This is a genomic window from Magnetofaba australis IT-1 (assembly GCF_002109495.1).
GTDB lineage: Bacteria > Pseudomonadota > Magnetococcia > Magnetococcales > Magnetococcaceae > Magnetofaba > Magnetofaba australis.
Genome location: NZ_LVJN01000021.1, coordinates 148,687 through 171,400 on the forward strand (window position 1 = coordinate 148,687; position 22,714 = coordinate 171,400).

The window sequence follows — 22,714 nt, forward strand, 5'->3', positions numbered from 1 at the left end:
GATCACGGTTAGACTATTAACGTTTCGTAATATTTGAACCGTGTTGTATCCTATTATAAAATCATCATATCTGAAAAAATGTTGGGAGAGTGCTTTCAAATCGCCACGCTTTTGGCTTACTCTGTTAACATGCGATCGGGTAGGATTTGAAATACATAGTGCGCTTTTGCAGGCGGTTACGCATCGCAACACAGGAGAGATACGCGTGCAGTCAGTCTGTTGGGGAGAGGTCGTCTGACGATGCTGATTCAGCCGTTTCACCATCTGGAAACGGGATCGTGGACCTATGTGGTGGCCGATCCGGACAGCGGCGACGCCGTTGTCATCGACCCGGTGCGCGATTTTCACGCCAGCTCCGGCCAGGTGGCGCAGCGTTTCGCCGATGGCGTCATGCGCTTTATTCGCGCGCGCAAACTCAAACTGCACTATGTGTTGGAAACCCACGTCCACGCTGACCACATGAGCGCCGCGCCGCTGTTCAAGGAGGCGTTCCCCGGAGTGAAAGTCGCCATTGGCGCCCGGGTGATGGAGGTGCGGGCGCTGTTTGCCGACCTGTTCAACGATATGACGCTGGTGACCGAAGCCCCGCCGTTTGACCTGCTGCTGGAGGATGAGCAGGAGTTCTCCGCCGGCACGCTGCATTTCAAAACATTGTTCACCCCCGGCCACACCCCGGCCTGCGTCAGCTACTGGATTGGCGATGCGGCGTTTGTGGGCGACTTGGTGATGATGCCGGATCTGGGCTCCGGGCGCTGCGACTTCCCCGGCGCCGACCCTGAGGCGATGTATGAATCCATCGGCGTGTGCCTGTTCGCGCTGCCGGACACCACGCGCCTGTTCGTCGGCCACGACTATCCGCCGGAGACCCGCGATATGGATTGCGAAACCTCGGTGCTGGAGATCAAGCGCAAGAATCGCATGATCAACGCCGACACCGAGTATGAGACCTTCCTGGCGCGCCGTCGTGAGCGCGACCGTGAACTCGCCTTCCCAGAACTGATGTGGGCCAGCGTGCAGGTGAACCTCAACGCCGGGCAACTGCCCAAACCCGAAGCCAACGGCATCTCCTACCTGCGCATCCCCATCAGCAAGGCCTGATGGCTGGCCGGGGGCGTCTTCCCGGCGACCCGCAGCGTCAGGCGAATAGATCGATGCGCTGAAACTCCGTGGGCGCTCCCAACATCGCATACAGCGCCGCAAACGAGGGCGACTGCCCCCGCGCCGCACCCAGCAGCTGCGACTGCTGATAGCTCTGCATGGCATAGCGCATCGAGCCCGTGGCGCCGCTCAAGGTCTCGATGGTCCCGCTCAAGTCGGCGTCAAAATCCAGCAACGCCATGCTCCCTTCGCGGGCGCCATTGAGCAGATTGGCGAACTCGTCGCTGTTGAGCGCCTTGTCGCCATTGACGTCCAGCCGGGTGATCACCGCGCTGGAGAAGGCCGACAGCTCCTCCCCCTCCAAAGCCCCCGACTCGTCTGTATCCAACTGCGACGTCAATTGCGCGCTGAATCGCGAGATCAGGTTGCGCGCCACCGATTGCGCGCGCGGCTCCAGATTCACGCCGCTCATCCCGGCTTGGGCGGTCAAATGCGCGGACAAGGCGCTGTACAGCGCGCCGGTATCGACTGCGGCGATGGCCATCGCTCAAACTCCTGGTTGAATAAACGCCAATCCCTCTCACCACATTAAGACTGATAAAAAGGCGGCAAATTCATCATAGGCCAAGGCGTGCGGCGGCGCCACATGGCGCAAGCGGGGCAACATTTGGCGCACGCGCAATCTTTTCCGTTGTGAAACGCGGCGTCAGAACCGATCCTTATGAGACCAATGCGCCCACAAAGCGCCGCTATTCAACGAATTGATTAACGGGGACTCTCCCCCATAACCCAAACGGAGCGATGTTTTCCACACGCGCAAGCGTCGTGGAACGCAACCAATTTCGCACATGGGCGCGGATATCCTCATCGTTGAAGACAGCATGACCCAAGCGATCAAGCTTGAGTACCTGCTGCAGACCGCTGGCTACGCCCCGCGCCGCGCGCGCGATGGTCTGGAGGGGCTGCAAGCCATCGCCCAGCAGCGTCCGGCGCTGGTGATCAGCGACATCACCATGCCCCAGATGGACGGCCTGCAACTGTGCGCGGCGATCAAAAACGATCCGGCCCTGCGCGATCTGCCGGTGATTCTGCTCACCAATATGGCCACGCCGTCGGACATCATCCACGGCATGAACGCCCACGCCGACGGCTATCTGACCAAACCCTACGACGACGAACTGGTGCTGCAACGGGTGGCCCATCTGCTGGCGGCGCCGCCGGAGCGCGCCGCCGCCGACAGCGCCGAAGAGGCGCCCATCGAGATCGAATTCGCCGGCGAGCGCCATGTGATCACCGCCTCACGCCGCCAGATTCTCAACCTGTTCCTGTTCAGCTATGAGAACTCGCTGATCCAGAACCGCATTCTGGAGCGCTCCCACCGCGACATGAACCGCCTCAACGACCGTTTGCAGGCGAGCATGACCAAACTGGAGGCCTCCGAAGAGCGCTTCCGCTCGCTGGTGGAGACCATCCCCGACATCGTCTATAAGATCGACCCCGACGGACGCTTCACCTTCCTCAACAGCGCGGTCAAACGGCTGGGCTATGAACCAGAAGAGCTCATCGGCCGCCACTTCAGCGCCCTGCTGCACCCCGAAGACGTGGCGCGGGTCAGCCGCCACGATGCGCTGGAAGGGGTGGCGGGTTCTGGCCGTCCGGCGCAGATCAAGCTGTTCGACGAGCAGCGCGCCGGCGCGCGCATGACCACCGACCTGGAGGTGCGTCTGCGCGCCAAGGACGGCGAGTGGGGCGACGTGGCCGAACTGCGCGCCATGGAGTCGCCGCAACGTTTCATGGACGTCAGCGCCTCGGGTCTGTATGAGTCGGCGCAGGATCGCGCCGAGCAGCGCCAGTTCATCGGCACCGTGGGCGTGGTGCGCGACATCACCCAGCGCAAGCAGATGGAGGAGGCGCTGTTTGAAGAGCGCGCGTTCCTCTCCACCCTGCTCAACGCGGTGCCCATGCCGATCTACTTCAAAGGGCCTGACAACCGCTTTCAACTGGCCAACAGCGCCTTCTTCGAACTGTTCAAAATCCACAAACCCGACGTGGTGGGCGACGACTGGAGCGAACTGTTCGACAACTACGCCGCGCGCCTGCTGGAGGAGCGCGACCGCCGCTTCGGCGAGTTGCCGGATCTGCGCAAACAGAGCTTTGAGCTGGACCTGTGGCGCCACTCGCCCAACCAGCGCACCATTCTGGTGACCCTGGCCAAGGCGTGGGATCGCGATGGCGAGCCGTTGGGCTTTACCGGCGTGATTGTGGATATCACCGACCGCCGCGCCGCCGAACGCGACATTGAGGAGGCCAAGGTGGTGGCCGAGCGGCTGGCGGACAAGGCCGAGAGCGCCAACCAGGCCAAGGGGGCGTTTCTGGCCAATATGAGCCATGAGATCCGCACCCCCATGAACGCCATTCTGGGCATGGCGCATCTGGCGCTAAAGACCGATCTGGACGATCAGCAGTATGACTATCTGAGCAAAATTCAATCCTCCGCCCACGCCCTGCTGGCGCTGATCAACGACATCCTCGACTTCTCCAAAATCGAAGCGGGCAAGATGGATGTGGAGCTGATCCCCATGCGTCCGGCCAGCGTGCTGGGCAACATGGTGGATCTGCTGGGGGTCAAGGCCGAGGAGAAGGGGCTGGCGCTGCGCTATGAGATCGACCCCGAGGTTCCCGAGGCGCTGCTGGGCGATCCGCTGCGTCTGGGACAGATTCTGATCAATCTGGCGGGCAACGCCATCAAGTTCACCGAACGGGGCGAGGTGGTGGTGGCGCTGCGCCTGGAGCGCGTCGAAAAAGAGCAGGTGACGCTGCACTGGTCGGTGACCGACAACGGCATCGGCATGAGCCCCGAGCAGCAGCAACGGCTGTTTCAGGTCTTTACCCAAGCCGATAGCGCCACCACCCGCAAATATGGCGGCACCGGCCTGGGGCTGACCATCTGCCAGCGCCTGACACATCTGATGCATGGGGACATCTGGGTGGAGAGCGCCCTGGGCGAGGGCAGCGCGTTCCACTTCACCACCCGGCATCAACCGGCCAGCGCCGCGCAGGGCGCAGCGCTGGCCGAGGCGGCGCAGCAAACGCGCATGCAGCCGCAGGAGAAGACATTCGAAGCGCTGCGCGACCGGCGCGCCCTGCTGGTGGATGACAACACCATCAATCAGCAGGTGGGCCGCGAGTTGCTGGAGCAGGTGGGCGTCAAGGTGACGCTGGCGGGCAGCGGTCAGGAGTGCCTGGATATCCTCACCCTGATGGGGATGGATTTCGACATCGTGTTGATGGACATCCAGATGCCCGACATGGATGGGTATGAGACCACTCGACGCATTCGACAGAAGCGTAAATTGGCGACGCTGCCGGTGGTGGCCATGACCGCCAACGCCATGTCCGCCGATCGCGAAAAGTGCCTGGCCGAGGGGATGAACGATCACATCGGCAAACCCATCGATCCCCATACCCTCTACAGCGTCATGGCGCGCTGTCTGGCCGAACGGGCTGACAGCGCCGCCAGCGCGACGCCGACCGCCACCACCGACGCGCCAGCGCCGGAATCGCCTGCACAGAGCCCAACCCCCTCTGCGCCGCCAGCGCCCGAACCCGAGGCGATTGCGCCGCCCGTGCAACCCGAGCCCGAAGCAGAGATCGCCCGCCCCGCTCCCGCCGCGCCGTCTGCGGCCACACGCGCGTCCGCTGCTGCGCCGGACGCCGATCAGTTCACCACCCTGCGCGGGGTAGATGTGGACGAGGGGTTGGGCCGGGTGGGCGGCAACCACACCCTGTATCGCAAAATTCTGCTCGATTTTCTCAATAATTACAGTAGCTTCAAGGATCGCCTGGGCCCGGCTCTTGAGAGTGAAGGACTTGAAAACGCGCACATTCTCACCCATACCCTGAAAGGGTTGGCGGGCACCATCGGCGCCCGCGCGCTGGCCAGCGCGACCCAGGAGTTGGACACCTTGATTCAGGAACGCGATCTGGAAAAAGCGCGCTCCTGGGCGCCCCATGTGCAGGCGCTGCTGGACGAAGTGCTGCAAGGCATCACGCCGCTGAAACAGGCCGCCCAGGCGACCGCAGCGCCACCCGCCCCCGCCAGATCGCATATGAGCGACGACGATCTGCGCAACGCCATCCTCGCCTTGAACGATATGGTCACGGAGTTCAATGTGGACGCCCAGGAGGCGTTTGAAACCCTCGCCAGCGGCGCCGATGCGCGTCTGGACGCCGAGCAGATGCGCCGCCTGGGCCACACCATCAGCGAGTTCGATTTTGTTGAAGCGCGCAAAATTCTTGAACAACTGGCGCACCCCTTGGGTTTACGCCTGCCCGATGAGTAACGCCCATGGCCGCTGAGCGCACCCTGCGCACGGTTGTGATTCCGTCACCGCCTCAGGCGCGTTATACTTCGGGCTCCCCTTTGACAACGCCCTGTTTGACTTCTGTGTGAGGACCTCTCGGGTGAGCGAAGAGCAGACCCCCTATAAGATCCTGGTGATCGACGACGAGCCCCTTAATTTGAAGGTGCTTTCGGAGTTGCTGCGCGCCGAGTATCGCGCCGTGGTGGCTAAGAGCGGCGAACAGGGGCTACAGGCGGCGGCGGCGCACCCGACGCCGGATCTGATTCTGCTGGATATCGTCATGCCCGGCATGGACGGGTTTGAGACCCTCTCCCGGCTCAAAGCCGACCCCGTCCTGGCAACGATTCCGGTGATCATCGTCACCAGTCAGAATGATGTGGCCAGCGAGACCCGCGGCTTCTCCCTGGGCGCGGTGGACTTCATCACCAAACCGTTTAATGCGCCGGTGGTGATGGCGCGGGTCAGAACCCACCTGGCCCTGCAGCAGCAGCGCCGCGACCTGGAGAGCCTCAACGCGGTGAAAAACCGCTTCCTGGGCATTGCCGCCCACGACCTGCGCAACCCGCTATCGGTAGTGCGCGGCCTGGCCGAGGCGCTGCTGGAGCCGCGTCTGGAGGAGGATGAGCGCCTGCGCATGGTGGAGGCGGTGCGCCGCGTCTCCGACCAGATGCTGGAGCTGCTCAACGATCTGCTGGACGTCTCGGCCATCGAAAGCGGCAATTTTGATCTGGATTTGGAGCTGGCCGATCTCACCGAGCTGGCGGGCGAACGGGTCGGACTGCTGGCGATGCAGGGGGTCAAAAAACAGGTGGAGCTGGTGATGGGCCCCAGCGATACGGCGCTGTGTCAGATAGATCCAGGGCGCATCGCCCAGGTGCTGGACAATCTGCTCTCCAACGCCATCAAATTCTCTCCCCCCGACACCACCGTGACCGTTCTGGTGGAGGCGGAGGGGCCATGGGCCACCTGCACCGTGCGCGACCAGGGGCCGGGCATCGCCGAGGAGGATCTGCCCAAACTGTTCGGCGAGTTCCAACGTCTGTCGTCGCAACCCACCGGCGGCGAGCGCAGCACCGGGCTGGGGCTCTCTATCGCCAAGCGCATCGTCTCGGCGCACAAAGGCAACATCTGGGTCGATAGCGCGGTGGGCATCGGCAGCGCGTTCCGCTTTCAACTGCCGCTGGCTTCCGCCGCCACCACGCTGTAAGCGGTTAAAGCCCGCAGCCGCAGCGGCGCAATCAGAAACGCGAACTGCTGCCGCGCGCGGTCAGGAACGGTAGGAAGCTCAGACCGAGCCCCACCACCACAATCCACACGGTGTCCTGCACCCAGTAGGAGTAGAGCATCAGCGCCACGCCGCAGATCAGCGCCAGCATCGACGGCGCGTTCTTGCCGTAGCGGAACCAGGCGATGCCGACGATGCTGAAGAACAACGCCGCGCTCAGTCCCACGCCATCCATATCGCCGATCAGCCCACCGCTGCTCATCTCCGGCGCGCCGCCCATCTGCGCCACCGTCGCGCCCGGGTCGCCGCCGCTTTGCAGCTGCTGCATCGCCTGGATCGCCGCATCCTGGCTCTGGGAGTGCTGCGACATCTTGTTCTGCAACGCCTCCAGCCCCTGCAGCTCCTTGCCCAGCTCCGGCGACATCTGCCCCAATGTATTCTCTAAATGTTGATCGCTCATGTTTCCAGACTCCCGCTATCGATCCGCCGTTGAGCCGGACGGATGCATGCTCTAAACTCTTTAACCCTTCGAAATCGATTTTCAAGCGGTGAATAATCTATGGAAGAGCCCCCCTACGCCCCGGCGTTCCAAACCGGTCCCACCCAGGAGTTGGAGGCGGAGATTCAGCTGCGATTGCAACTGCATCCCGACACCACCCGCCGCATCGGCAACTTCGGCTTCATCGAGCTGGAGAGCGCCTGGGGCGACGAGGCCACCATCATCAACACCGCGCGCATCAGCACCACCAATATGCGCATCGACAGCCCGGACGACTTCACCGATCGCGACCGCGCGCTGCTCTACCACCTGCTCAAGAACAACCACGGCACGCCGTTCGAGTCGGTCTACTTCCGCTTCCGCATGGTGGCGCCGATCTTTGTGCTGCGCCAGTGGATGCGCCACCGCATCTGCTCCTTCAACGAGTTCTCCCAGCGCTACCGCATGCCGGTGACCGCCTTCTTCGTGCCCGACCGCGAGGCGCGCACGGTGGATGGCTTCGAGGTGATGACCGACGAACAGATTCAGCGCTATACCGAGCTGATGGAGTCGCTGCATCGGTTTTATCACGATTGCTACGATGAGACCAAAGCGCGCATCGCCCAAGCCGAGGAGGCCGGGGAGATCCCCCGCATCACCGGCGGCCGCAACCCCTATCGCGCCCGCGCCCGCGAACTGCTGCGCAACGCCATGTCGGTCTCTACCTACTCCGACGTCTACTGGACCATCAACTTCCGCAGCTTGATGAACTTCTTCGACCTGCGCCGCAAGCCCAACGCTCAGTATGAGATCCGCCAGTACGCCGACGCCGCCTATGGCATGTTCGAGCAGCGCTTCCCCATCCTCAGCGAGACCATGAATCGGGTGCTCTCCGAGCGCCGCGGCGATGGTGAGGGCGGGGATCCCATCGGCTGATGGGGCGTCATGACGACATCTCCGAGGCCGAACGCGCGCAACTGATCGAAGCGGCGCGCTTCAAGACCCATGGGCGCAAAAAGGGCAAGGTCACCGACGACCGCCTGAGCTTCATTCAGGAGCGTCTGCCGCAACTGCAGCCGCCCCGCTGCGCCAATCGCGAGGAGCTGCTGCACGCGTTGGGGGCCGACCCGCAGCAGGCGCGGCTGGTGCTGGAGGTGGGCTTTGGCAATGGCGACACCCTCTCCGAGCTGGCCGCTCGCCACCCCGAGGATCGCTTCATCGGCATCGATGTGTTCCTGGAGGGGTTCGGCGTTTTGCTGCGCAAGCTGGAGGCCAACGCCGCCACCAATGTGCGCCTGCTGCGCGGCCACGCCCACCCCATGATCGACGACGCCATCCCCGACGCCAGCCTCGATTGGGTCATCGTCAACTTCCCCGATCCGTGGCGCAAAAAACGTCACTTCAAGCGGCGCATCATCCAGACCGACTTCCTCGACCTGCTGGCGCGCAAACTGCGCCCAGGGGCGGCCTTCACCCTAGCCACCGACTGGGAGAACTACGCCGAGTGGATGCTCGAACACATCGACCCCCACCCGGCGTTTGAAAATCTGGCGGGCGTGGGTCAATTCGCGCCGCAACCGGATTGGTGGATCATCACCAATTTCGAACGCAAAGGGTGGTTGGCCGGACGCAAGAGCCACTACCTGAGCTACCGCCGACGGTAGCGCCCCAAGGCCTGCCGGGAAATACGCCGCAGCGTCGTCAATCCGGCGCCAAAACGGGCAAAACCATGCTATAACCATGAACCCGTAAAGCGCGTCTGTCGGCCCGGTTCCGGGCGCGGCCTGGAACGCCGCTGATAAGGAGAGCTGAAGGATGGTTGCCAAGAGCATTCTACTGGCCATCTTGGCCGCAGTGGCGCTGCTGGCGGGGAGCGATGCCGCCTGGGCCAACGCCGCCGCCGCCGAGGCGGGCGCTGTGGTCAATCTGCGCGACACCTGGGTCGGTCCCACCGCGCTGTTGCTGTTCGCCCTCTCCTATGCGCTGGTCATGGCCGAAGAGTACACCCATCTGCGCAAATCCAAGCCGGTGATCCTGGCGGCGGGCCTGATCTGGGCGGGCATCGCCTGGGTCTACGGCGCCCACGGCGACCACTCCTCCTCCGAACAGGCGGTGCGTCACAACATCCTCGAATTCGCCGAACTGTTCCTGTTCCTGCTGGTGGCGATGACCTACATCAACGCCATGGACGAGCGCAACGTGTTCCAGTGGCTGCGCGCCTGGCTGGTGCGTTCGGGGTTGAGCTTCCGGCAACTGTTCTGGATGACCGGCCTGCTGTCGTTCTTCATCTCCCCCATCGCCGACAACCTCACCACCGCCCTGCTGATGTGCGCGGTGGTGTTGGCGGTGGGCCGCAGCAACCCCACCTTCGTGGGCGTGGCCTGCATCAATATCGTCATCGCCGCCAACGCCGGCGGCGCCTTCAGCCCGTTTGGCGACATCACCACCCTGATGGTGTGGCAGAAGGGCATTGTCCACTTCGGCACCTTCTTCCACCTGTTCATCCCGTCGCTGATCAACTGGCTGCTGCCCGCCATCATCATGAGCTTCTCGGCGCCCAACGAAAAGCCGCCCCCGTGCAACGACGAAGTGCTGATCAAGCGCGGCGGCGTGGTCATCATCATGCTGTTCCTGCTCACCATCATCACCGCAGTGAGCTTCCATAACTTCCTGCATCTGCCGCCGATGCTGGGCATGACCACGGGTCTGGCGTTCCTCAAATTCTTCGCTTACTATCTGAAGAAAACCGCCCATCGCAAAATGGGCGATCCCCACGCTGAAGCGGGCGATGTGGCGTTCGACATCTTCAAGAAGGTGGAGAAGGCCGAGTGGGATACGCTGCTGTTCTTCTTCGGCGTGATCCTCTGTGTGGGCGGTTTGGGCACGATTGGTTATCTGGAGACGGTCTCCTCGGTGATGTATCTGGATTGGGGCCCCACCTCGGCCAATGTCACCGTGGGCGTTCTCTCGGCCATCGTGGATAACATTCCGGTGATGTTTGCGGTGCTGACCATGCACCCGGAGATGGATCTGTGGCAGTGGCTGCTGGTGACCCTCACCGCAGGCGTGGGCGGCAGTCTGCTCTCCATCGGTTCGGCGGCGGGCGTGGCCCTGATGGGTCAGGCGCGCGGCATGTACACCTTCTTTGGACACTTGAAATGGACCCCGGTGATCGCTCTGGGGTATGTTGTGAGCATCGTGGCGCACCGCTTGATCAATAGCGACCTCATCGGCCAAGCCACACATTACGTCAACTAATCGACGGACTCCGCGCGACGCCTCCCCTCTTTTCCGGTTGTCGCCCCGCCAGATTTCGGCGGCCTCCCTTCTGGAGGCCGCCGCCGCGTTTGGAGCGGACATATGCAGCGCAAAGCCTCTATAGGCATCATATTCTTTACCGTATTTCTCGATCTGCTGGGTTTTGGCATGGTGCTGCCGCTGATGCCGCTCTATGCCTCGGACCCGCGCTTTCTCGCCTCCCCCGCCGAAATCGGCTGGCTGATGGCGATCTACTCCCTGATGCAGTTCCTCTGCGCGCCGCTGTGGGGCGGTCTATCGGACCGCATCGGTCGGCGGCCAGTGCTGATCATCGGCCTGTTCGGCTCGGCGCTCTCCTATCTCATCTACGGCCTGGCCGAATCCTTCACCATCTTGATGATCTCGCGCGCGGTGGCCGGGGTGATGGGGGCCAATATCGCCGCCGCCCAGGCCGCCATGGCCGACCTCACGCCGCCGGAGAAGCGCGCCCAGGGCATGGGCATCATCGGTGCGGCGTTTGGCTTGGGCTTTGTGGTGGGTCCGGCGCTGGGCGGTCTGTTGTCGCAGCACGGCGCGGGCGCCGCGCCCCTGGCGGCGGCGGCGGTCACCCTCCTCAACGCCATTGCCGCCATCTTCCTACTGGCCGAAACCAAGCAGGCGGGGGGCGAGAATCGCGGCCGTCCGCATCCGCTGTCGCTGGAGCCGTGGCGCACCGCTGGCCGCTATCCGGCGGCGCTGGCGCTGTGCCTGCTGGGCGGACTTTACGTCACCCTGTTCGCCTCGTTTGAGGTGGTGCTGCCGCTGTGGGCGCAGGAGGTGATGGCGTGGCGGGAGCCGCAGGCGATGTATGAGGCGGGCAAACTGTTCGCCTATGTGGGCATCGTCATGGTGCTGGTGCAGGGCGGGTTGGTGCGGCGTCTGGCGCCGAAACTGGGCGAAAAGAAGCTCACCCGCATCGGCATCATTCTGGTGTTTGTGGGTTGGCTGCTGCTGGGTATGGCCAGCGACTACGCCATGCTGCTGGGATCGCTGGCGTTAACCGCTGTGGGCGCCGGTCTGGTCAATCCCGGTTTGTCGAGTCTGGTCAGCCTCAACACCAACGCCGAGCATCAGGGCGTGATGATGGGGCTGTTCCAATCCATGAGCGCCCTGGGCCGCGTGCTGGGCCCGCTGTGGGGGGGCTTCGCCTTTGCGCCGTTTGGCGGGCATGTCAACTTCCTCGCCGCCATCGGCCTGGTGGTGGTGTTTATCCTCTTCTGGAGCTACCGGAACCGGATTGCGGACGCCCGCGAGCGCCAAACAGCGACGCCAGCGCCATAACCAGGCTCTCCATCACCTGCTCCGGCGGACGGCCATCCATCCCTTTGAGCCCTTTGTCGGCCTCCAGACACTGCTCCAGCGCCGCCGCCAACAGCCGGGGCGAGAGCTGTCGGCACTGGGCGAAAAAGGCGTCCTGCTCCTTCCAGAAGATGCGCAATTTTCCCGCAATGGACTTGGGCTGTGCGCCCTCGGCCAGCAGCGTCTGCGCAATGGCGATGCGACGGATGCGCGCGGCGATGAGCCCCAGCAGGGGGATTGGTTCGGCGTCGTGCTCCCACAACCGCGCCATGGTGTTGAGCGCGGCGGGGGCATTGCCAGCCACCAGTTGCGCCACCAGTTCAAACCCGCTGTGCAGTGAGGCGTTGCTCACCACCGCCGCCACATCGCTCACAAGCACCGGACCCGGCTCGCCCACATAGTTCTTGAGCTTCTCCAACTCCGGTTCGGCGGCGCGGGTGTCGCCAGTGAGCAGTTCGGTGAGCAGCTCCAGGGCGTCGCGCTCCGGCGCGAAGCCGCTGGCGCGCAGAGTCTGTTCGATCCACTGGGTAAACGCCGCCCCCTCCAATGGATAGAACGGCGCCGCCCATCCGGCGTCCATCCCCTCCACGGTTTTGCGCACCGCGTTCTTGGCTTCGAGTTCGCCGGCGGTGATCAGCAGCAGGGTGCTGTCGGCGGGATCTTTTAAATAGAGTTTGAGCTCTTCGCGCGCAGCGGCGGGCAGGGTGTGCGCCTCTTTCAGACGCACCAACCGGCGCGGCGCCAGAAACGGCAGCGCGCGCAGGCTGGAGGAGAAGCGGGAGATGGCGTCGTCATCCTTAAGCTCCCCCGCTTGAAAGCTCTCGGCGTCGAAATCAGCGTCGGCGTCGCCGCCCAGCGCCCACAGGGAGAGCGCCTGGGCCTGACGCGCAATGCGCCCCTGCTCCGCCCCAAACAGCAACACCACGCACGGCGTTTCGCCTTTCTTCAGGCGTCCGGCCAGCTCCTGCTCTTTGAGCTTCATGGCGCGCGGTTCCTGCGGCGGCGAATCAGTTCACGCCCAGGTCGGCAAAGAAGGGTTTGTACTCCATATCCTCATGCTGGATATGCTTGACCAGCCAATCCTGTAGAAACTTGAACAGGTGCAGCAACTGGCTCTCATCCACGCCGCCTTTGTCCAGCACGCCCAACTGCTCCTGCACATAGGCGATAAATTTCACATGGGACGCTTTCTGACTATCCAGTTGCGGATAGTTGTGCTCCTCCATCAGGCGCTCTTCGCGCTTGAAGTGGGTGGCGGTGTAGTTGACCAGCTTCTCCAGCAGTTCACGAATCACCGACTGCCCCAGTTTATGCTCCAGGGTGGCGTGCAGTTCGTTGATGATCTCCACCAACTGCTTGTGATCCACGTCCATCTGCGCCACGCCCACCGATAGGCTATCGCGCCAGCGCATGGCCGGCGCCAGGGCGTGTTTGTCCTGGGTGCGGCCGATGTAGAGCTGGTCGAGCTGGTCAAAGAAGGTGGAGCGCAGCTCCTGGAAGAAGCGCATGGCCGATTCGATGGCGGCCTGATCGCCGGAGTGGATCATCTGCACGATCTCGGCGGCGGTCTTGCGGAACTGTCCGGCGGTCTCCAGCATCTTCTGGAACAGCGGCAGGGCGCGCATCTCTTCGGGCGCCTCTTCGGTGAGCCACTTGGCCAGCGAACAGCAGTTGGGATCGGCCACCCGTGAGGCCATGGCGGGATTCATCAGCGTCACCGCCTTGTTCACCTGCGCCATCATCGCCAGCACGGTGCTCTTGATCTTGCGCACATCATAGGGCTCTTTGCCCACGTCGATGCGCGACTGCGCCGCATACAGAGCGTCGCTCACCTCGGTGGCCACCAGACTCAAGGCGTTGAACATCTGCACCGAGCCGCGCATGGCGGTAACCACGCTCTGGGTCTCCTCCACCCGACCGCGCACCCGTTCGGCCACCTGATTGGTCTCCTCCACCACGCGCTGAATGGCGTTGGTGGCGTCCACCGCCTCTTTGGCCTTGCTCTCCATCTGGGTATTGGAGGCGGCGATGCGTTCGGTGGAGGTGGCGATCTCGTGGGCGCCCTTGGCCGCCTCGTCGGCGGCGCGGGCCACCTCTTCGGCGGCGGACTGCAACGACACCATGCTGCCGAGCACCTGTTCGGAGCTGCTGGTCAGCGAGGTGGACGAGGAGACGATCTCATCGGTGGCGTGGCCCTGTTCGTCCACCGCCTGATTGATCTCTTCGTTGGCGCTGGCGATGCGGCCCACCGCGCCGCGAATTTCACGGGTGTTCTCTTCAGCGCTGCCCACCAGGGAGCGGATTTCGTCGATCTGCCGCCAGATGGTGCGGGTGGCTTCGGCGGTCTGCGAGGCCAGCCCTTTGACTTCGTTGGCCACCACGGCGAAGCCTTTGCCCGCCTCACCGGCCCCGGCGGCTTCAATGGAGGCGTTCAGGGCCAGCATGTTGGTCTGCTCGGCGATGTCGTTGATGATCTCCACCACCTTGTCGATCTCCCGCGCCGAGTCCGACAGACGGGTCATCACATCGGCGGCGCTACGCGCCAAACCATTGGCCTGTTGCGACTCGGCGGCGGCGGCCTGACAGCGTTGACGCACCCCCTGCAGGGACTGTTGCACTTCGCGTGCGGAGGAGGAGACCAGTTGCGCGGCGCCGTTCATCTGCCCCATGCGGGTGTTCACATCGCCCACATCGCCCAACATGTTCTGCGCCGATTGCGCCATGGCGCTGACATTGGCGTTGGCCTCTTCGGCGCCGCCAGCAATGGTGGAGACCCCGGCGCTGACGTCCTGGAACGCGGCAAAGAGTTCGTCGAGGTTCTGCACCGCCTGACTGACGTTGCCGCGAATCTCGGTAATCTGCCCGGTCAGGGTCTGGTTCTCGTCGTAGACTTGCGCGGCGATGGCGGTGAGCGAGCGATTGTTCTCGCCCAAGCCGGTGCGCAGAGTGACGATCTCGCCCACGAACGCGCTGATATTGGCCGCCTGCAGGTTGATGGTGCGGATGTTGCCCGCCAGATTCTCCGCCAGACGATTGACGTTGTAGGACATATTGCCGATCTCATCGGCGCGGTCCGCCAGATGCGAACGCGTGGTCAGATCGCCATCGGCCATGGATTTGATGATATCCACGATAATGTTGATGGGCTGACTCAAACGGCGGGAGATGAACAGCGCCAGAATCACCACCAGGATCACCGCGAAGATCGAAATGGAGATCAGCACATGGTTGAAACTGTCCACATCGTCGGCCACTTCCGTCAGCAGCCCATCGGCGCTTTTCATCTGCGCGGCCAAAAACGGCTCCAGCACCGCTTGCAGTCGTTCGGCCTGTTCGTCAAACGAGCCCATCTGCACGTTGCCTTCGGCGGGGCCGCCGTCGATATAGGCTTGCGCCATGGCCTTGCCCGCTTCGTACCACGGCAGGAACGCCAGGCGAATCTTCTCCACCTCGGCAATCTGGGCGTTTTTCCCCATCTGCCCAAAGGTGTGCTTGAATTCGTCCAGATTTTTCAGCGTCAACTTGGCGTAGTTCTCCGCCTCGCCATAGCCGTCATCAAACCCTTCGGCGCCGCGGGTGGCGGAGATATCCGTCAGCCACTGCTGCACCTGCACCACGTTGGTTTTGGTCTCTGCAGCCAGCAGCGCCAGACGGAAGCTCACATCGCGCACGGTGTGGGTCTTTTCCGCCACCCCGGAGCTGACGAAATGGCTCCACACACCCATGATCACCAGAATCAGGGCGGGCGCGAGAAATCCAAGTAGAATTTTGTGCGCCATTTGCAGATTGGGCATACCGGTCACCTGTTGACATCAAACGAGTGGTCAAATCAAGACGAGCCGCTGTGGGAGCGTTTTTCGCCCACAACGCGCTTCTGCGCAAAACAAGAAAAAGAATCGCTTCTATTCTCAACTGTTACGCAACGAACCTCGGCTGTGCTAATAGCCACATAGCTTAGCATGAACAGGGCCAGGATTTGAACCGGAAATACAGGAGGGAGGTGTAGAAGTTTTGCAACTGCAGCAAAGCGCTCCGCCTCAATGCGGACACAGAGAGCTTAATTTTGCGGAAAATCGTGTAAATTCAATATATCCCTGATCATATCCAAGACCATTTCCTGACGAAATAATCTACATAACCAGATGGTGATTTGCAGGATTCCCCCGCGCCTGATTACGGCGTGGCGGGCTCCGAGGCGTTCAAACGGGTGGAGAGCATCGCCACCAGAGCGTCAGCCAACTGGTCCATGGCCTCGTTCTCCGCCTGCTCCCGCGCCACTTGGTTGGCGGTGGCCACATTGAGTTCATAATAGGTGGCCGAGCCTCGCACCGAGGGCCACGTCTTGCTCGGCGCCGCGCCCGGCTGCGCCAGCGCCGCATGGGCGCTGGCGGTGACCCGATAGTGGTCGGCCCGCCCCGCCTGGTTCTCCAAACGCAGATCCCGCTGTAGCGGCTCCATGTGGATGGTGAGAATCAGATTATTGCCGTCCGAACGGCTCCACGGCAGCCCCAGCCGGTTGATGATGCGCTCTTGAAGCTGGCGCGCCAAACGCGGGTGCGCCGTCGCCCCCGGCCCGGCGATGCGCGCCACCGCCCCTTGCAGATCCTCCGGCAGACGCGCCGACGGCGAACCCGGAAAGTGGTAGCCGAAGCAACCCGCCAGCGGCAGGGTCAGAAGCACGAGGAACAGGCGTTTGCTCAAAGCCACAGGAGCTCTCCAGGCTTAATTATCGAAAAGTGAAAACATTGAGGGGAAGATTAAGATATCGAGGGCTGCGCCCTCGAGCTCCCCTAAACCTTGGGGCGCCGCCCCAAACCCCGCTGGGGGCGCGGCCCCCAGACCCCACCGTCGGCCAGCCGACGGCCCATTACTCAGCGCTAGCTCGCCCTGTGTCACGCACACATTCGGCGCTACAGAGCGAACAACCTTGAAAACGATAAGATATCGAGGGCGGAGCCCTCGAGCTCCCCTAAACCTTGGGGCGCCGCCCCAAACCCCGCTGGGGGCGCGGCCCCCAGACCCCGCCGTCGGCCAGCCGACGGCCCATTACTCAGCGCTAGCTCGCAGTGAGTCACGCACACACTTTTACTTTAGCGCGGGCCGATTAATTGGCCACGATGTTCACCAAACGACCCGGCACCACCACCACTTTGCGCACCGTCTTGCCCTCAATGTGCGCCGCCGCCTTGTCATTGGCCAGGGCCAGTTTTTCCAGCTCATCCTTGGCGATGTCCGGGGCCACCTCCAAACGGTCGCGCAACTTGCCGTTGACCTGCAGGATGATGGTGATGACGTCCTTCACCAACGCCTCAGCGTCGGCTTCCGGCCAAGCATGGTTGCACAGATCATCCGCATAGCCCAGCTCCCGCCACAACTCCTCGGCGATGTGCGGCGCATACGGGCTCAGCAGCTTCACCACCGTCTCCACCGCCTCGCGCATCACCCCGGCGGCCTCGCCAGCCAGCGGCGCATCGCCGATCTTGATGGCGTTGACCAGCTCCATGATGGCGGCGATGCCGGTGTTGAACGACTGCCGTTCGAAGTCGTCAGTCACTTTGGCGATGGTCGCATGGACCTGCCCGCGCAACGCCTTCAGATCGGCGTCGGCGGGGGTGGCGCTAGCCGGTTTGGCCCCGGGCGCAACTTGCATCAAAGCATGAACCAGACGCCACACCCGGTTGAGGAAGCGCCAGGCGCCGTCCACCCCGGAGTCGCTCCACTCCAGATCGCGATCCGGCGGCGCGGCGAACAGCATGAACAGACGCGCGGTGTCGGCGCCGTAGCCGTCGAGCAACTCCTTAGGGTCCACCACATTGTGCTTGGACTTGGACATCTTCTCGTTGCGCCCGACGATGATCTCGCTATCGCACTCCACGCAGCGCAGGAATTCATCATCCTGCTTCACCTCGCGCGGATAGCGCCAGCCGTGGGCGGGACACTTGTGGGTGTCCTTGCGCACCATGCCTTGGGTCAGCAGGCGGGTGAAGGGCTCGTCGCACTCCACCAGACCGACATCGCGCAGCGCCTTGTGGAAGAAGCGCGAATAGAGCAGGTGCAGCACCGCGTGTTCGATGCCGCCGACGTACTGATCCACCGGCATCCAGTGGTTGACCCGCTTCAGATCCAGCGGTTCGGCGCCCATGTCGGGGCTACAGTAGCGCAGGAAGTACCAGCTGGACTCCATGAAGGTGTCCATGGTGTCGGTCTCGCGGCGGGCGGGTTGGCCACACTTGGGGCAGTCGATGTGCTTCCAGGTGGGGTGGCGCTCCAGCGGGTTGCCCGGCTGATCGAAACTCACATCCGGCGGCAGCGCGGCGGGCAACTGCTCGGGGGGCAGCGGAACCACGCCGCAGGCGTCGCAATGGACCATGGGGATGGGGTTGCCCCAGTAGCGTTGCCGGGAGACGCCCCAGTCGCGCAGACGGAAGTTCACCGTCGCCTTGCCGATGCAGCGCTGCTCGAAGTACTCGGCCACCTTCTGCTTGGCGGTTTCGTTGTCCAAGCCGTCGAACTGGCCGGAGTTGACCAGGGTTCCCGGTCCGGTGTAGGCCTCGGCGAGGGCGGCGGCGTCCAGCGCCTCCCCTTCGGGTTGAATCACGACCTTGATGGGGATGGCGTACTTTTTGGCGAATTCGAAGTCGCGCTGATCGTGGGCCGGAACCGCCATCACCGCGCCGGTGCCGTAGGCCATCAGCACGAAGTTGGCGATGAACACCGGGACCTTCTCGCCGGTGACCGGGTGGATCGCTTTGATGCCGGTGTCGAAGCCCCTCTTCTCCTGGGTCTCCAACGCCTCTTCGCTGGTGCCGGCGGCCTGGCACTCCTTGATGAAGGCGGCGGCGTCAGGATTGGTTGCCGCCAGCGCCTTGGCCAGCGGATGCTCGGCGGCGATGGAGCAGAAGGTGACTCCCATCAGGGTGTCGGGACGGGTGGTGTAGACCGGCAGGGTATCGTCATACCCCTCCAGCTGGAAGGCGAACTCCACCCCGTGGCTCTTGCCGATCCAGTTGGCCTGCATGGCGCGCACCGTCTCCGGCCAGCCGCCCAGCTTGTCCAGATCCGCCAACAACTCGTCGGCGTAGTCGGTGATGCGGAAGAACCACTGCGACAGCTCCTTGCGCTCCACCGGCGCGCCGCTGCGCCAGCCGCAGCCGTCGATCACCTGTTCGTTGGCCAGCACCGTGTGGTCCACCGGGTCCCAGTTCACCACCGATTTTTTGCGATACACCAGCCCCTTCTCATACAGCTTGAGGAACAGCGCCTGCTCAGCGTGGGCGTAGTCCTGGTCGCAGGTGGCCAGCTCGCGCTCCCAATCATAGGAGAGGCCCATGGTCTTCAGCTCATCGCGCATGTGGGCGATGTTCTGATAGGTCCAATCCTTGGGGTGCACGTTATTGGCGGCGGCGGCGTTCTCGGCGGGCATGCCGAAGGCGTCCCAACCCATGGGGTGCAGCACGTTTTTGCCGCGCATGCGCTGATAGCGCGCAATGACGTCGCCCAGCGCGTAGTTGCGCACGTGGCCCATGTGGATGCGCCCCGACGGATAGGGGAACATCACCAGCAGATAGAAGGGATCCCTGCCGTCGGTCTCGCTGGCGCGGAAGGTCTTCTGTTCATCCCAGATCTTTTGCCACTTGGCCTCAATGGCCTGCGGGTTGTACTTGCTGTCCATGGCGCTCTTCGTGTTGTGGTGCTGAATCCCGTAAGCGCGGCGCGCTTGTGCAAAGCTGCGCCGAATTCAAATTTGGAGCCCATCTTTTTACCACGCCGGGCGCCGGATTGCCATTTCCCCTTTGCTTGGGCCTGTTAAGCTCCGCTCCGATATAAGCTCGGTTTTGCTTCGATATAAAAATAGGGGGCATTGGTCCTAAAAATTCTTTATGCCATAAAGCAAATCTTTTTGACACAAACAGCGTTGTAGTGGTCTATTTGATTTTCACACAAATTTATATCGGCTGCGGGCTTTTGATGGATTGCAAAGGCGCGTGGTTTCTGTAGGCGGCTGGATGCGGAGGCAAGATGAAGAGTCATGATCTGATCATCGTCGGCGCGGGTCTGGCGGGCATGCGCGCGGCCATCGAGGCATTGGACGCGGGCGTGAACGTGGCCATCGTCACCAAGGTGCACCCGTTGCGCAGTCACTCCTGCGCCGCGCAGGGGGGCATCAACGCCTCCATCGACCCGGAGGACAGTTGGGAATCCCACGCCTACGATACCGTCAAGGGCTCCGACTTCATCGGCGATGAGGACGCCATCGAACTGATGTGCCAGGAGGCGCCCAAAGTGGTGCTGGAGATGGACGCCTGGGGCACGCCGTTTTCGCGTCTGGAGAAGGGCAAGATCGCCCAGCGTCCGTTCGGCGCCGCCAGCTTCGACCGCACCTGCTACGCCGCCGACCGCACCGGCCAAGTGCTGCTGCACACCCTGTGGGAGCGTCTGGTCAAAGCGGGGGTGGAGGTCTACGAAGAGTGTAGCGTGCAGAAGATCGCCACCGACGCCAACGGCGAGGTGAGCGGCATTGTGGCGCTGGACATGAAATCCGGCGAGGTGTTCGGCCTGCAGGGCAAGGGCGTGCTGCTGGCCACCGGCGGCTTTGGCCGCGTTTATCAATCCAGCACCAACGCCACCATCTGCACCGGCGACGGCATGGGCCTGGCGCTGCGCGCCGGGGCGCCGTTGGCGGATATGGAGTTCGTGCAGTTCCACCCCACCGGCCTGCGCGGCAGCGGCGTGCTGGTGACCGAAGGAGCGCGCGGCGAAGGCGGCTATCTGATCAACAAGGATGGCGAGCGCTTCATGTCCAAATACGCCCCCAACAAGCTGGAGCTGGCCTCCCGCGACGTGGTGGCGCGCGCCGAACAGATGGAGATTCTGGAGGGGCGCGGCGATGAGGGCGCCATCTTCCTCGACCTGCGCCACCTGGGCCGCGATAAGATCCTCGAGCGTCTGCCGCAGATCCGCCAACTGGCGCTGGATCTGGAGGGGATCGACGCCATCGACGAACCGATCCCCGTGCGCCCCACCGTACACTACTGCATGGGTGGCATCCGCGCCGACAAACTGGGCTTCACCCCCGTCCCCGGCCTCTATGTGGCGGGAGAAGCGGCGTGCCTCTCCGTGCACGGGGCCAACCGCCTCGGCGGCAACTCCCTGCTGGACACCATCGTCTTCGGCAAGGTCACTGGCCGCGCCTGCGGCGAGGCCATCGCCAAAATGACGCAAAAGGAGTTCCCCCAATCGGCCATCACCGAGGTGGAGGAGAACATCAACGAGATTCTGGCGCGCCCCGACACCGGCGAGAACCACGCCAAACTGCGCGAAGAGATGGCCACCGCCATGAACCTCTATGTGGGCGTCTATCGCGAAGAGGAGAACCTCAAGAAGGTGGTGGAGATGCTGCCCGAACTGCGCGCCCGCTACGACAAGATCCACGTGGACGACAAGTCGCGGGTGTTCAATATCGATCTGGTGCGCGCCATTGAGCTGCGTCACCTGATGGATATCGCCGAGTGCATCAGCAAAGGCGCGCTCAACCGCACCGAGTCGCGCGGCGCCCACAGCCGCAACGACTACCCCAAACGCGACGACGCCGAGTGGCGCAAGCACACCCTGGCGTTCTGGGACGCTCCCTCCGGGACTATTCGTCTCGACTACGAGGGGGTGCGCACCGTGGGCAAAGAGGCCTATACGCCCAAAGAGCGCGTCTACTAACGCGCCGGGTCGGGAGGAGACAACAGCATGAGCGAAATCACCTATACCCTGCGCATTCAGCGCAACACCCCGCAAGCGGACGGCTCTCTGGCCACCCGCTGGGACGACTTTGAACTCCCCGCCAAACCGCTGACCCGCATCCTCGACCTGTTGGAAGTGGTCAAGTGCGAACACGACGGTTCGGTGACCTATCGGCAGTCGTGCCGCTCGGCCATCTGCGGCTCCTGCGCCATGAAGATCAGCGGCAAGACCCGCCTGGCCTGCAAGACCCACATCGGCGATGTGGCCGATGAGAACAACGTGGTCACCCTGGCGCCCATGGGCAACCAGCCGGTGCTCAAGGATCTGGCCGTCAACATCGGCAAGTTCTTCAAAAAAGTCCACGCCATCACCCCCTATCTGGAGGAGGGCGCGGAGACCGCCCTGCAGATCGGCGCGGATTCCTTCGATCAGGTCAACCACGTCACCCAGTGCATCATGTGCGGCTGCTGCTACTCCGACTGCACCGTGGCCGAGGTGAGCGACAAATTCCTCGGCCCCGCGGCGTTGGCCAAAGCGTTCCGCTTCGTCTCCGACCCCCGCGAGGGGCAGAAGACCGGACGTCTGGGGACTCTCTCGGAGATGGAGGGCGGCGTGTGGTCCTGCTCGCGCTGCACCATGTGCGTGGAGGTCTGCCCTAAAGACGTGAAGCCCATGGAGGCCATTGTCAAGCTGCGCACCCGCGCCATGGACAAGGGCTATCTGGACAGCGTCGGCGCCCGCCATGCGCAGGCGTTCCACGGCGATATCCAGACCGTGGGCGATCTCAACGAGTTCACCCTCCTGCAACGCTCCGTGGGCATCGCCGGGACCATCGGCGCCATGGGCGATGCGCTGCACTTGATGAAGAAGGGCAAGATCCCCTCGCCCTTCCCCCACAAGGCCCAGGATGTGGAGGAGCTCAAGAAGATCTATGAGCACCTGGAGAAGAACCCGGTCGACGTGGAGACCAAAGCGATTGTGAGCGACGCCGGGTAAGGTGGGCGTCACGAGGGATTAGCGGGTTGTTTGGGGGAAGATGAAAGAGGCTGGGCCTCCGGCCCAGACCCGGCCAGGGCTTTGCCCTGGACCCACGAGGGCGCCGCCCTCGACCCGCCAGGGAAATGATTTCCCTGGACCCTCGTTAGTTTTACTCCGCGCTTGTTTCAAGTTTGGTTGAATACCGTCACATCGTAACGGTATTCAACCTTGAGAGAACGACCT

At 63.1% G+C, this 22,714-nt stretch carries 15 protein-coding genes; 9 read left to right on the forward strand and 6 right to left on the reverse strand.

All coding sequences use genetic code 11. The annotated features are described in order from the left end of the window. Positions 1-240: 240 nt before the first annotated feature. Positions 241-1,098, forward strand: a complete 858-nt coding sequence (locus MAIT1_RS19470; protein ID WP_085446524.1) for an MBL fold metallo-hydrolase — start codon at positions 241-243, stop codon at positions 1,096-1,098. Positions 1,099-1,135: 37 nt separating this feature from the next. Here the strand turns inward: MAIT1_RS19470 and MAIT1_RS19475 are convergent, their stop codons facing one another. After that, positions 1,136-1,642, reverse strand: a complete 507-nt coding sequence (locus MAIT1_RS19475) for an EF-hand domain-containing protein (protein WP_085446526.1) — start codon at positions 1,640-1,642, stop codon at positions 1,136-1,138. Between the two features lie 304 nt (positions 1,643-1,946). Here MAIT1_RS19475 and MAIT1_RS19480 point away from each other — a divergent pair, with 304 nt between their 5' ends. Together MAIT1_RS19480 and MAIT1_RS19485 are read left to right on the forward strand one after the other, a co-directional pair. Further along, positions 1,947-5,441, forward strand: coding sequence for a response regulator (locus MAIT1_RS19480; RefSeq protein ID WP_085446528.1), 3,495 nt, complete (start codon positions 1,947-1,949; stop codon positions 5,439-5,441). A gap of 121 nt (positions 5,442-5,562) precedes the next feature. Beyond that, a complete protein-coding gene (locus MAIT1_RS19485; protein WP_143814968.1) occupies positions 5,563-6,669 on the forward strand; it encodes a hybrid sensor histidine kinase/response regulator in 1,107 nt (368 codons plus the stop codon). Between the two features lie 31 nt (positions 6,670-6,700). On the opposite strand, the gene MAIT1_RS19490 is transcribed toward MAIT1_RS19485, so the two are convergent. Further along, the gene (locus MAIT1_RS19490; RefSeq protein WP_085446532.1) at positions 6,701-7,147 is read right to left on the reverse strand and encodes a hypothetical protein; all 447 of its coding nucleotides are present in this window, start codon (positions 7,145-7,147) and stop codon (positions 6,701-6,703) included. 99 nt (positions 7,148-7,246) lie between these two features. Between MAIT1_RS19490 and thyX the strand changes: the two genes are divergently transcribed. The 4 genes from thyX (at position 7,247) to MAIT1_RS19510 (ending at position 11,743) form a co-directional block, all read left to right on the forward strand. Beyond that, a complete protein-coding gene (gene thyX / locus MAIT1_RS19495; RefSeq protein ID WP_085446534.1) occupies positions 7,247-8,101 on the forward strand; it encodes an FAD-dependent thymidylate synthase in 855 nt (284 codons plus the stop codon). Further along, positions 8,101-8,829 carry a tRNA (guanosine(46)-N7)-methyltransferase TrmB gene (gene trmB / locus MAIT1_RS19500; RefSeq protein ID WP_085446536.1) on the forward strand — a complete coding sequence of 243 codons (729 nt, stop codon included), beginning with the start codon at positions 8,101-8,103 and terminating at the stop codon, positions 8,827-8,829. The genes thyX and trmB overlap by 1 nt, the downstream gene beginning before the upstream one ends. Positions 8,830-8,980: 151 nt before the next feature. Next, positions 8,981-10,423: a sodium:proton antiporter NhaD gene (nhaD, locus tag MAIT1_RS19505; protein WP_085446538.1), complete on the forward strand. Its 1,443-nt coding sequence runs from the start codon at positions 8,981-8,983 to the stop codon at positions 10,421-10,423. Positions 10,424-10,525: 102 nt separating this feature from the next. Beyond that, a complete protein-coding gene (locus MAIT1_RS19510; protein WP_085446540.1) occupies positions 10,526-11,743 on the forward strand; it encodes an MFS transporter in 1,218 nt (405 codons plus the stop codon). Here the strand turns inward: MAIT1_RS19510 and holA are convergent. From holA to leuS, 4 genes are all read right to left on the reverse strand, one after another. Further along, positions 11,670-12,743 carry a DNA polymerase III subunit delta gene (holA, locus tag MAIT1_RS19515; protein ID WP_085446542.1) on the reverse strand — a complete coding sequence of 358 codons (1,074 nt, stop codon included), beginning with the start codon at positions 12,741-12,743 and terminating at the stop codon, positions 11,670-11,672. The genes MAIT1_RS19510 and holA overlap by 74 nt on opposite strands. Before the next feature lie 25 nt (positions 12,744-12,768). Further along, complete coding sequence (locus MAIT1_RS19520) at positions 12,769-15,555, reverse strand: bacteriohemerythrin (protein ID WP_085446544.1); 2,787 nt, start codon at positions 15,553-15,555, stop codon at positions 12,769-12,771. A gap of 379 nt (positions 15,556-15,934) precedes the next feature. After that, positions 15,935-16,468 carry an LPS assembly lipoprotein LptE gene (lptE, locus tag MAIT1_RS19525; RefSeq protein ID WP_085446546.1) on the reverse strand — a complete coding sequence of 178 codons (534 nt, stop codon included), beginning with the start codon at positions 16,466-16,468 and terminating at the stop codon, positions 15,935-15,937. 397 nt (positions 16,469-16,865) lie between these two features. Further along, on the reverse strand, positions 16,866-19,433 hold the full coding sequence (leuS, locus tag MAIT1_RS19530; RefSeq protein ID WP_085446547.1) for a leucine--tRNA ligase: 2,568 nt from the start codon (positions 19,431-19,433) through the stop codon (positions 16,866-16,868). Between the two features lie 347 nt (positions 19,434-19,780). On the opposite strand from leuS, the gene MAIT1_RS19535 reads away from it, so the two are divergent. Continuing rightward, complete coding sequence (locus tag MAIT1_RS19535) at positions 19,781-21,472, forward strand: FAD-dependent oxidoreductase (protein ID WP_085446549.1); 1,692 nt, start codon at positions 19,781-19,783, stop codon at positions 21,470-21,472. Positions 21,473-21,499: 27 nt separating this feature from the next. Beyond that, positions 21,500-22,489 (forward strand): succinate dehydrogenase/fumarate reductase iron-sulfur subunit, encoded by a 990-nt coding sequence (locus MAIT1_RS19540; protein WP_085446551.1) that lies wholly within the window; start codon positions 21,500-21,502, stop codon positions 22,487-22,489. The last annotated feature ends 225 nt before the right edge of the window (positions 22,490-22,714 follow it).